Annotated in this window: 7 protein-coding genes and 1 tRNA gene; 1 reads left to right on the forward strand and 7 read right to left on the reverse strand. The window is 61.3% G+C overall.

Annotated features, from left to right (window positions below):
• Nucleotides 1-92: 92 nt before the first annotated feature.
• From brnQ to VJ923_RS04640, 5 genes are all read right to left on the reverse strand, one after another.
• Nucleotides 93-1,403 (reverse strand): branched-chain amino acid transport system II carrier protein, encoded by a 1,311-nt coding sequence (gene brnQ / locus VJ923_RS04620; RefSeq protein ID WP_326439037.1) that lies wholly within the window; start codon nucleotides 1,401-1,403, stop codon nucleotides 93-95.
• Nucleotides 1,404-1,533: 130 nt separating this feature from the next.
• Nucleotides 1,534-2,916: an MATE family efflux transporter gene (locus VJ923_RS04625; protein ID WP_326439039.1), complete on the reverse strand. Its 1,383-nt coding sequence runs from the start codon at nucleotides 2,914-2,916 to the stop codon at nucleotides 1,534-1,536.
• 75 nt (nucleotides 2,917-2,991) lie between these two features.
• Nucleotides 2,992-3,068: transfer RNA gene (locus VJ923_RS04630), tRNA-Pro, on the reverse strand.
• A 559-nt stretch (nucleotides 3,069-3,627) separates the two neighbouring features.
• Entirely contained in the window at nucleotides 3,628-4,953 is a 1,326-nt protein-coding gene (locus VJ923_RS04635) for a coproporphyrinogen III oxidase family protein (protein ID WP_326439041.1), read from the reverse strand.
• Nucleotides 4,954-5,006: 53 nt separating this feature from the next.
• The gene (locus VJ923_RS04640) at nucleotides 5,007-6,419 is read right to left on the reverse strand and encodes a helix-turn-helix transcriptional regulator (protein WP_326439043.1); all 1,413 of its coding nucleotides are present in this window, start codon (nucleotides 6,417-6,419) and stop codon (nucleotides 5,007-5,009) included.
• Between the two features lie 327 nt (nucleotides 6,420-6,746).
• Here VJ923_RS04640 and VJ923_RS04645 point away from each other — a divergent pair, with 327 nt between their 5' ends.
• Nucleotides 6,747-8,414, forward strand: coding sequence for an FAD-dependent oxidoreductase (locus VJ923_RS04645; RefSeq protein WP_326439045.1), 1,668 nt, complete (start codon nucleotides 6,747-6,749; stop codon nucleotides 8,412-8,414).
• A gap of 163 nt (nucleotides 8,415-8,577) precedes the next feature.
• Here the strand turns inward: VJ923_RS04645 and VJ923_RS04650 are convergent, their stop codons facing one another.
• Complete coding sequence (locus tag VJ923_RS04650; protein WP_326439047.1) at nucleotides 8,578-10,209, reverse strand: FAD-dependent oxidoreductase; 1,632 nt, start codon at nucleotides 10,207-10,209, stop codon at nucleotides 8,578-8,580.
• A 240-nt stretch (nucleotides 10,210-10,449) separates the two neighbouring features.
• Entirely contained in the window at nucleotides 10,450-12,102 is a 1,653-nt protein-coding gene (locus tag VJ923_RS04655; RefSeq protein ID WP_326439049.1) for an FAD-binding protein, read from the reverse strand.
• Nucleotides 12,103-12,206: the final 104 nt, after the last annotated feature.

The following is a 12,206-nucleotide window of genomic DNA, read 5'->3' on the forward strand; positions in this document are numbered from 1 at the left end:
AGTGGATCTTGCTCGATACCTTAGCAAAGGAGGCGCAGGTGAGCGCCTTCTCGTTCTCTAACGATGAGCCAATACTCGGTAAAAGGGTCGTTCTAGTTGTGCACTTGCTCAATTTTTGGAGCAGAAACTCCGCTCGCGGCGGAATCGAACCGTCGACCCAGAAGGGCGCCGACTACTCCCCCGATGGCCGAGGGAAGCAGCCAGGCGAAGCCGTAGGCGTACAGCGGCGCCGCCTCGACGAAGGCGAAGGCGCCGGAAAGCTCGTGCAGCGTCAGCACCAGGCTTGCGGCCACAGCGGCCGCCGCCGCCCCCTTGAACGCCCACGTGCTGCGAATGCGATCGCGGAACAGCAGCAGCACCACCGTCGTCATGAACGGCGGGCAGATGACCGACAGCACGGGACTTGCCAGGGCAATGATATTGGTCAGACCCAGATTGCAGATGAGCAGCGAAATGACGACCATGGCGATGAGCGCCGCGCGATAGCTCACCCGACGCATGGTGATGCGCTCGACATAATCGGCCGTCGCGCCGCAAAGCCCAATGGCCGTGGTCAGGCAAGCGAGCCCTACCACGACGCCGAGCACCGCCACGCCCGCCTCGCCCATGAGCTTCCACACGATCATCGTGATGAGCTCGGCCTGGCTCACGTTGTGCGGCACCACGCTGGCTGAGGTGGCGCCCAAATAGGTAAGGCCGCCATAGATAATGGCGAGCAGCACGCAGGCCACAAGGCTCGCCCGGGCCGTGACGCTCATCTGGGAGCGCTTATCGCGGTAACCGGCGGCCCGCACCGACTCCTGAACCAGGATGGAGAAGCCCACCACTGCGAGGATGTCCATGGTCTGGTAGCCCGCGAGCACGCCGTCGGCCACGACGGTGTCCGTCTCGGGGGCGCCCACAGGGCCCAAGGGGCAAGCGATGCCGGCAATGACCATGACCACGATGCCCGCCACAAGCAGGGGCGTGAGCACCTTCCCCACTACGTCGATGATGCGCGTGGGGCGCATGGTCAGCAGCAGCACCACGGCGAAAAATGCCACGGAGAACGGCAAAAGGCCGATAGCGTCGCCGAACCAGGGGGCAATGCCCATCTCGAAGGTGGTGGCGGCGCAGCGGGGCGGTGCGATGAGCATGCCGACGCAGAAGATGGCCGCCGTGTTGAGCGCAAGCCCCGCCTTCTTCCCCAAGGCGTTCTGAATGGCAAGGATGGAGCCGCCGGCCTTGTTGATGGCGAACACGCCCACGCAAGAGACCACCACGTCGAAGAACACGAAGCAGACAAGGCCCACGGGCCACAAATCGCCCGACTCCATGCCAAGATAGGGTGGGAAAATGAGGTTGCCGGCGCCGAAGAACATGGCGAACAGCGCCAAACCCACGATAAGCGCGTCCTTGTTCATGGCACCTCCTCCATCGACCTGCGGGCAAAGCGACGTTCTCTCGCGCTTTCCATTGTCGATGAGAAACCGACTCAGCCCTCCATCTTCATAAAGAAAGTTACGGACGCTGGACCAAACCGCCACAAAACGGTTATTTGAGCGCGCGACGCGACATCTGCGCCATCCACCTATCGCCACGCACGCGCAGCCCATTGGCGAGAGCGCGTCCGCCCATGAGAACCGCGCCGAGGCCGACCCACAGCAGAGCCGTGCCTGCCGCGCCGCCCGCCACCGGGAGCACAAGCCACGTCAAAGGGCCAAGAGCAAGCAGGTACGCCGCCGACACGAGCGCGCAGGCTTTGGCGAGATAGCGGAAGTCTCCTGCGCCGATGAGGATGCCGTCAAGGGCCCACATCCACCCCTCCAGGGGAAGGCCGGCGCCCGCGGCAACCATGCCCACCGACGCCAGGTGCTGCACAGCGGCACTTGGCGAGAACAGCGGCGCCGCGACAAACCCCGCCAGCGCGAAGAGGGCGCCGAGCGCTACGCCGGCACCGAGCCCCGCCCGCGCGGCAAGTCGCGTTATGGCGCGAGCGCTGTCCCGCGCGCCCGCGCCGATAGCGGCCCCCACCAGCGCCTGAGCGGCGATGGCGATGGAATCGAGAATGTTCAGCACGAAGTTCCAGCCGGCATTCACCACCTGGTAGGCCGCGAGGGCCTCTTCTCCCAGAGAGGCTGCCGCCATGACCGTGGCCACCAGGGCCGCGCGCAAGGCCAGGGTCCGCAAGAAGAGAGGCAGCCCGTCGCCACTCGCCGCCCGCAGACCCGATGCGCGCGGCTTAAGACCCACGCCGTCTTCGCACATCCATCGCAAGGCGGGAGTCAGGAGGCAGGCGGCCATGAACCACTGAGCGATGAAGGTCGCGAAGCCCGATCCGCCCACGCCCCAGCCCAGACCGACGACGAGCACCAGATCGAGCACCGTGTTCAGCACAGCCCCGGCCACGGCGACCACCAGCGTGATCCTCACTTTCTGAAGCCCGCGAAACAACCCGTTGGACGCATAGACCAACAGCATGCCGGGCACGCCCAGAACCACCATGCGCGTGTACACCACGGCCTGAGCGAGCACCTCCCCCCTCCCGCCCAAAGCGAAACAGAGCGGCTCGGCGCAAGCGAATATCACCGCGGCGAGCGCAACGCCTACGAGCAGCGCCAGCCAGAGGCTGTCCATCGCCGCCTGCAGTCCCTCACGGCGATGCCCCGCTCCGAACAGACGCGATACCTGCGAGGTTGTCGCATAGGCGAGAAAGATGCATAGCCCCACCGCCGTGAGCACCACCGTAGACCCCAGCGACAGCCCCGCCAGAGCCGAAGTGCCCACATGGCCCACGATGGCCGTATCGACGAGCACGAACGCCGGCTCGGCAACCAACTGCCCGAACGTGGGAATGGCGAGCAGCACGAGCCTGCGGAGCACCGAGGCGCTCCGCTCTCGTCTACCGCGCTGCGTCGTGTCATTCCCAAAGGCCATGAGGCGCTCTACTTCCTTGCTTTGTAACGCTACTTCAAACAGAAAGAGCCGGCATAATGCCGGCTCTCTAAGTTCTGGTCGGGTTGACAGGATTTGAACCTGCGGCCCCTTGACCCCCAGTCAAGTGCGCTACCAAACTGCGCCACAACCCGTTGCTCTTTTGAGCTTCCGCTCAAACAGCTTGACTATAGTAACCTTACCGTCGCGTCATTGCAAGAGAAAATTTTGCAAAGAGCGACCAACGGCCAAAGCTCGAGCGCAAACCCTGCCGCAGGCCGGCGAAACGATAGCTGTCGGGCTGGACAGGGCGGGACAGGGCTCGACGACCGAGCTACTCGGACACGGCAGCGCGCTCGCCTTCGGAACGCGCCTCGCCGAGCCATCTCCCTCATCTCGCAGGACGCAACCCAGCCAGAAGTCGACGCCGTTTCAAACAAATGGCCCCAAATGCCTTCGAGTGAATTCTTTTGGGGCATTTCACCGGAGCGGAGCTAAAAATCAAAGAGCAAATTTATCGTATATCATCAAATGCTGGTAAGAAAGCTCACGAAAATGATAACCTGCACCATTTTCTCAATGCACTCGAGGTCTTTTGGGGCCAATCCCGAGAGACTTAGTCGCCTTGATGATCGTCGAGCCCCTCTTCAGAGCCCCCAACAAGAAGGCTCCCCTCAGGGAGCCCTCTTTGCGTTTTAGGCATCGGCAAGCGCGCTACTTCTCGGTGCCGTCGCCGAATAGGAGGTCGTGCTCCAGGCCGGTGAGCTTGCTTCGGGCCTGTTCGCGCAGGTTGTTCAGGCCGGCGAGGTACTGGCGGTACAGCACCACCACCAGATAGCGCCCGGCGCGGGTCAGCGTGAGCTCGTCGTCGTTGTCGGTGGCGAACGCCTTATTGGCGCGCATGAAGGCCATCTCCACGGGCAGCCCGCGCTCCACCGACACGCCGAAGTCGCGCTCAAACTCATGCTTGTCGAAGCGCAGGCTGTACAGCTGCAGCAGGAACTTATAGCGCATGAGGTCGCGTCGCGGCAGATCGGTCTTGCCGAGCAGCGGCGTCACGCCCGCGTGCACCATCTCGCCGTACTCCTCCAGGTTGAAGGTGTTCACGAAGAGGTTGTCGCCCAAATGCGTGATGGAGCCGCTGCCGATGCCCACGCACTCCTCGTAGGCCACGGCGTACTCGTCCACCTCCAAGTGCTGCTTGCGCTCGCAGTTCTCGTCGAGCCGGTTGAACGTCCACAGGGTGCGGCGCTCGAAGAAGGGGCGCTCTCCCCCGGCCAGGATATCGTCCAGAATGTGGTAGAAGCGCCGCTCCTTGTCGTAGTCCATGCGCCCGAGCACCTCTTCCATCTTGCGCGTGGTGGCATGAGACTGGTACAGCGGCGAGAAGGTGGTCTGGTGGCACCCGCAGGTGGCGATCTTCTCGCAGTCGGAGATGAGGATGTCCTCGGTCTGCGTCGGGAAGTTGAAGATCATGTCAACGTTCAGCGACTCGAAGTATGGGGCCGCCTCGCCGATGCGCTCGAAGATCTCGGCACCGCAGCCGTACTTCTCGTAGCGGTCCATCTGGCGCAGAAGCCCGTCGTCGAAGGACTGCACGCCCACCGAGAGACGCTGGATGCGCCCCTGAAGCTTGTCCAGGTACTCAGGAATGAGGTGGTTGGGGTTCGTCTCGGAGTTGACCTCCTTCACATGGAAGAGGTCGCGGGCAAGATCGATGGTCTCGCACAGCTCGTCGATGTCCACCGTCGGCGTTCCGCCGCCCACGTAGACGCTCTCGAAGTCGTAGCCCTGGGCGGCCAGCATGCGCATCTCCTGGCGCAGGGCCTTAAAGTAGTCGCGGGCGCGCTGCTCGCGGTATGGAAAGCGGTTGAACGAGCAGTAGGGGCACAAACGCTCGCAGAACGGTACATGCACGTAGAGCGTATAGGGCCGGCCCTCCACCGGATCGGGAAGCGTGCCCTCGGGCACGGGGTGCAGCATGAGGGTCTTATCGGTCATGGCGCGAACGACGGTGGTGAGCATGCGCTCTGAAAGCATCTACAGTACCTCCTGGGTCTCATCAAGCGTAAGGAGGATTGTAGCACTCCCGCCTAAGTCAGAGCCGACTTCCCCACCCCGCCCTGCTCGATGGCGTCAAGCAGTCCCTGGCGGTCATAGACACCGAGCTTGCGATAGATATTGCTCACATGGTGCTTCACCGTGCCCTGAGCAATGTGCAGCTCGTCGCAAATATAGGGAATGGAGCGCCCTCGGGCTAGAAGCAGGAGCACCTCGGCCTCGCGTTTGGTGAGGTTGCCCATGGCGGCCACGGCCGCGCACTTCTGGTCGAGGGACTCGTCGGCCTTCTGGGTCCGCGGCGTCACGTAGAGCTGCTGGACGTCAGCCATGGTGAAGAACAGCATGCCTATGACAGCAAGCAGGAGCACGGCGATAAGGCAGACGTCGGTGCGCAGCTGCGTCGACCAGAACGGCGCGAACATGAAGGCGTCGGCGGAAACAGAGCCGACGAGGGTTCCAGCCCTGGTCACGAGAATCGCGAGGCCGAAGGAGAGCGCAACGGAAATTCGCCCGCGGAAGGCAATGTCGGTGGACACGAGCATGATGAGCATATCAAGGCAGTAGATGCCCATGATGATGAGACCCGAGCCGAGAAACGGATAGACTGCCGGCTGCAGCAACAGCAAGATGATGCCGACGAGAACGGCGGGAATTACCGGACGGTAGAGCGTGAGCGCTTCGGAAGGCGAAGAGGACACCACCATGGAAAGAGTGATGGCGCCGATGCCGCCCCCGGCCAGAAGCAGCGATTTCGCCGTAAAGAACTCGTCGCCCACGGCAAACGTCACCACCATACCCTGGGTGAGGCCCCAGATGACGCTGATGACGAACAGGCACAGCAGAAGCCTCGCCACAGGAATCGTGCGCACGTCCAAGGGCACTACGGAAGGCTCTCGTCGCGGCTCGCGATGACAGGCATACAGAGCAAGGGTCGAGAGAATGGGAAGCAGAGCCGCAGCCGCCACGGCCAAAAGACGTGGCAAGAAGTAGATGGCGAAGAACAGCACGAAGGCGAAGGTGTAGGAGGCGTAGAGGTGTCGCCCGACGCGCCCCGTGGCAAGGGCGCTCCACAGCTCTCCCCACATGATGAGCAGAAGCGCGTTGCCCAAAGAGGCACAGGCGGCGGCAAAGATGAAAAGAGCAAAACCCGCAGGGCCGACGAAAAACATCATGGCCAAGGGCATGGCCGCTGTACCCGACGTCATGAGCAGGCTTGCCGCGATATAGGCTGCGCGACGGCGAATGAAGGGGGCGAGCTGCCGCGAGGCGAGCACGACCGCCAAGTAGCCAAGGGTCATAAGCACGAGCAGAACGACCAACGCACTATCGCGATCAAGCAGAAACCCAGAGGTGGGTGCCACGATATCGGTGCACATGGCAATAATCTGCCAGGCCTGCCAGAAGCCAAGCCCCAAAAGTCGCCAGTTCTCAAACCGGCTCCTCATCTTCTCCCCCACGATTCCTCCCAAAACACGCAAGTGCGAACTTGCTTTATGGTCCATCCTACTCTACCGCGCGATTGCGGCCCCTCGACGGCGCGTTGCCTGTTTTCAAACTAACAAACTACCTAAAAATGACCATGGGCCGAATCGGCCCATTTTTGCCTGAACGGGCGAAATGGGCCTAAAGGTTAGATGTTATCCGCCGCTCACTTTGACATTATGCGCTTCGAAAGGGAGGCGCCTGAAGCCTGCGATTCGTCTGCAGTCACGGCGCCCCCCTAGAGAAAAGCACGGGGCGGAGGGTCCCGTGTGGGAAAGAAAGGGAAACCTATGACTGAAACGAACTCCAAGGGCCTGTCTCGCCGCGCATTCTTCGGCCTCGGTGCCACTGCGGCCGCTGGCGCTGCCGTCGCCGGACTCGCCGGCTGCTCGCCGGTCGCTCCGGCCGAAAGCGCTTCTGCGCCCGCCGAGCCCATGGCTGCCACCGGCGAGGCCACCTACGAGTGGGAGATCGCCCCGGAGCCTATCACCGACGTCGCCTCTGTCGTTGACACCGACATCCTCGTCATCGGCGCTGGTCTCGCTGGTTGCGCCTGCGCGGCCGCGGCGGCCGAGAAGGGGGGCAAAGTGACCGTCGTCGAGAAGACGGACTCCTTCCAGGGTCGTGGCGGCGGCTTCGGCGCCATCAATTCCCGCTACATGGACGAGCTGGGCGCGAAGGTGGACAAGGTGAACGCCAAGCAGCACTGGATCGCCCAGTGCGCCAGCCGCACCAACGAGGACCTCATCGTGAAGTTCTTCAACAACTCCGAGGAGGCCTCCAACTGGCTCATCGACAAGTGCGAGGCCCTCGGCGGAACGGCCATGGTCGGCGCCTTCTACAGCCACGACGACGTTTATGCCGAGCAGCCGGGCTATCACATGTTTAGAATCCCCGAGGAGGCCGGTCTCACCTCCACCGGCTTCGCCGGCGCGGAGCTGTGCTACCTGGACGCCGTGAAGGACGGCGCCGAGTTCGTGTTCAACTCCCCGGCCGTACAGCTCGTCAAGGACGACTCCGGCAAAATCACGGGCTGCATCTGCGAGACTGCCGACGGCTACGTGCAGTACAACGCCGCCAAGGGCGTCGTGCTCGCCACCGGCGACATCGGAGGCAGCCTGGAGATGTGCGAGGCCTACGCCCCCATCTGCGCCGAGTACGGCCAGCCGCGCAGCCAGTACACCCCGGTGGGCGTGAACACCGGCGACGGCCACAAGATGGGCATGTGGGTCGGCGCCCAGCTGCAGGATCTGCCCTTCCCCACCATGATGCACCCCCAGGCCTTCTGCTGGTTCCACGGCCCCTTCCTGTTCGTGAACGACAACGGCGAGCGCTTCATGTGCGAGGACACCTGGGTGCAGGGCAAGTCCTTGGCCATCAACAAGCAGCCGGGCGGCGAGGCCTGGTCGGTCTTCGACGCCAACTGGCCGACCGACCTGGTGAACGGCCTGCCCTACGGCGGCGGCATGTTCTGGGACTCCTTCCGCCCCTACGGCAGCGATCTGCAGCTGGCCCCCGACTACTTCCAGACCCAGATTCCGCTCTACATCGAGCAGGGCATCGCCTACGAGGCCGACACCATCGAGGAGCTGGCGCAGAAGATCGGCTGCGACGCCGCGACCCTGACCGCCACCGTCGACCGCTACAACGGCATGTGCGAGGCCGGCGAGGACACCGACTACTACAAGAAGCCCGTGTTCCTCACGCCCGTCAAGCAGGGCCCGTTCTACGCGCTGAAGGTCGGTCCCGCGCTGCTCGCCGTCTGCGGAGGCCTGAAGTGCAACAACGACTTCCAGTGCCTGGACGCCGAGGGCAACGTCATCGAGGGCCTCTACGTTCTCGGCAACATCATGGGCGACATCACCGCGGTGGACTATCCCATCAACGTGGCCGGCAACAGCCACGGCCGCTGCATCACCTTCGGCTACATGCTCGGCCACGAGCTCGCCGAGGCCTAAGCGGCGCGCATTTCGCTTCATCCGGCCGGCAGCGCCCTCCCTCCCAAAACGCTGCCGGCACCCCGAAAGAAAGGACCTCCGTTATCGGAGGTCCTTTCTTACTTTAGCACCGCGCGGGAGGGGAACGCGGATCGCAAAGTCTCTTTTGCGCCAGGAGTGGCGACTACTCCAGCCCTGCCAGCTGGCGGCCGACAAGGTAACCAAAAGTCATGCAGCGGCCCAGGCTGTTGCCGGCAAAGCGCGTGCTGTACTGGTTGGCGTAGAAATCGCCGGCTGCCAGTCCGATGGCGTAGAGGCCCTCGATGGGCTCGCTCTCGGCCGTGAGCACCTGGGACTGAGCGTTCACATGCAGACCGCCCATACAGGCCAGGGAAGCCGGAATATCGTACTTCGTCGCGAAGAAGGGGCCCGTAAGCTCGTGGAGCGTGGCGGGGTCCTTGTGGAACTCCAGGTCCTCTCCGGCGGCGCAGTAGCCGTTGTAGGTCTCTACCGTTTGCTTCAGCACATCGGCGGGCAGCTCGAATGCCGCGGCAATTTCGTCGAGGGAGTCGGCCTTCATGAAGACGCCCTCCTCCACCAGCGCGTTCCACTTCGCGAGCAGCTCTTCGGGCTTTGCTGCCCAGGAAGGGTCGTCAGCGCGGTAGGAGATGGCCGGCAGCTGCCCAGCGTAGGCGTCGTTCCACAGGGCCACCATGGTCGAGCCGGGCTGGTTGAACTGAGCCGCGGCCATGTTGGACTGACCAGCGTTCTCGTCGATGAAGCGCTTGCCGGTGGCGTTCACCATGACATTCTTAATGCAGTTCGTGGATCCCCAGAACATCATCGGAGGATGATCTCCGTTGTTCTGCATGGCACCGCCAACCCACAGAGACTGCTTGATACCAGAACCGTCGCCCATATTGAACTGGGCCACTTTGTCGCCGTTGGGGTTGTGAGTGACCATCGGGCAGAAGAAGTTGAGCATATCAGCGTCCTGGCTGTAGGAGCCCGTGGCCACGACAATGCCCTTGGTGCCGACGAACTTCTTGTAGGCGCCGGACTCGTCGGTGGCGATGACCGCCGTCACGCGACCGCCCTCCTCGCGCACGAGCTGCTGGGAGGTGTGCTTGAAGCGCACATCGGCCCCCTTGCCCTGGATGTGCTCGAGCAGCGTGCCCAGAAGGTCGATCTCTGGAACGAATCCGAGACCCAAATCGCCATTGTAGGGATCCTGGTCGATGGCTGAAGTGGGCTCGTTGGCGCCGCCGATGAACAGGATGGTGCCCGGATAGATCTTCTCGATCACTACATCGTCGGAATGCTGGAGAACAGGGTGCAGGCCATAGGGCTCCACCACATCGGCAAACCAATCGGCCGCCTCGCCGGAGCGGTTGGCCCAGGCCCATACGGCGCTTCCATCCATCTTATAGTTGCCGATGTTCAGGAAGTCCTTTACCGCGACCGCTGTATCCACCGCCTCGCCCTGCTCGAGCTGGCACTTCGAGTTGAACATGAAGTGGGAACCGCCGTTGGCATTGAAGGTATCGTTGCGCTCCAGAACAGTAACGGACAGACCATTCTCGATGGCCGAAGTGGCCGCATAGGTGCCCGATGCGCCCAAGCCGATAATGACCACGTCGCTCTCGATGGTTTCGGTGATCTCATCCTCAGGTATTGCCGCAGGCGCAACCTCCCAGGGCTTGTCCGAAGTCGCCCCCGGGGTTGTCCCATTCGATTCGGGGGTAGGTGCCGCAGAGCTTGAAGCGCTGCTCGCGTTGCTGGGCGCACAGCCTGCCAGCGCTGCAAGCCCGAACATACTTGCCGCGGCTCCTCCCATCAGGAAACTACGACGCGTCACATTGTTTTCCATAAGTCCCTCCTACAAGGATTGGTTTCACGCGGGGAGCAATCTTCATCTCCCCTGCTGCAGAACGCACCTTAATTCGTCAAGGCTTCGATTTCCATCGCGTGTATCCCCCGAATAACGGTCAAAACATCGATATCGGGTGATTCACGTGATACCCGCCCATCAACCGCAAATCAGCAGGACAGAGCGTTAAAGGGGCTGCTCAACTCCAGAAATAATCCTGCCAACCACATAGCCCATCGCAAGGCAGCGTCCCAGAGAAACGGCGCTGATATGATGCGGATAAGTGGTGGAGAACATCGACCCGGACACGTTTCCGATAGCGTAAAGGCCCGGAATTGGACGTCGATTCCGAAGACTCAACACCTCCGAGTTCTTCGTCACTTGCAATCCGCACACCGTCGCAAGGTGAACGATGCTTTCATTGACGGCATAAAACGGAGGCGTTCTCACCGGTGCCATCGACACCACGGGCGTTCCGAAGTCCTCATCCTGGCCGGCATCAAACAGGGCGTTGTATCGGTCAATACTCTTTTGAAGCGTTTCGTAGTCGACCTCGATCATCTTGGCTAATTCTTCGAGCGTATCAGCCTTGAAGCAGTCCGCCTCAAGGGTTTCGAGCTGCTCCTCAGGCGTATAGGGAGCTGTTGGGTTAATTCTCGGGAGATGCTCGAGCACATCGCCGTCAACGAGCGTCCAGCAGTGCGCCCCAATCTGGTTGCCGATGGAATTTGCTCGATAGTCAAAGGGGATGCCCTCGTTCATAAATCGTTCGCCTTGGGCATTGACACGCAGGAAGGAGTTCATGGCTGCACCGAAGAAAGTGTGGTTCGGCGTTCCCGAAGGGTCCGTGCAGGAGCAATGGGGATACTCGTCTTCAAACCCACCTACCGCAAGTCCCATCTCATGTCCGTCTCCGGTGTTTTCGCTATTCATGTTGAGCCATGCGGCGCACATGAGATCTCGAGGACGAAGGCACTTCCTCAGCCTTTCAACGTTATGCTCGTAGCCGCCTGTTGCAAGAACAACACCGTCTTTGGCATTGAACTGAACATACTGCCCCTCGGTAGTTTTCGCTATAACACCGGTAATTTCACCGGTCTCTTCTTGAATCAACTGGCAGGCGGGCGTCTCGTAAAAAAGGTCTGTTGAGCCGAATGACTGCGCATAATCAAGCACATGGGGAATCACGCCAGCCATTTGATCGTTCACAAAGGAAACGTCACTTGCCCACCAAGTTATTCCGCCAATCTCCATTTGCTGAGTGCCAAGAGTAGGTTCGGAAATTTTATCGCCGACCATATCGAGCAGCCAATCCATGGCCTCGCCGGAACGATTTACGAAATTTCTAATAAGACCTTCATTTGCCCGATAGCCGCCCGCCGTCGACATCATGTCGCTAACAAAGCGATCTTTGTCAATCTCAACCCCCATGGCATTGTGGACACGATCTCCTATAGCAGCTACGCTGTAGCCATTTGCGCCATAGGTTGCGCGTTTCTCGAGAATTGCCACCTGTTTTCCGTTTTCTGCCAAAGAGGCAGCAACGCAGGATCCCGCAAAACCGCATCCGCACACAACGACATCGTATTCTTTCACTTCAGCAATGTCTGTGATAGGGTCTTTAACAAAGGCAACTGTGCCTTCCTCGGGCCAATAATCAGGCTCGAAATTCTCCGAGCTGGGAATTACCGTCGTCTCTCGCGACGACGACTCTCCCGTAGCCGCCAAATCAGCCTCGCCCTTCATCTTTGGAGCACAACCAGCAAGCGAGGCCGCACCCAGCATGCCGGCAGCCATTCCCCCCGCTAGAAAGCTCCTACGCGAGATCTTCTTTTCCATAACTCCTCCTATAACGCGAATCGACAAAGGCCGACGAGTCAAGCGTCGCCCCGCTTCGCGATAAATGTAATTCCTCCCAGCCCGTCCTCCAATCGCTTAAACCC

Source organism: Adlercreutzia shanghongiae (genome assembly GCF_035830635.1).
GTDB classification, from domain to species: domain Bacteria; phylum Actinomycetota; class Coriobacteriia; order Coriobacteriales; family Eggerthellaceae; genus Adlercreutzia; species Adlercreutzia shanghongiae.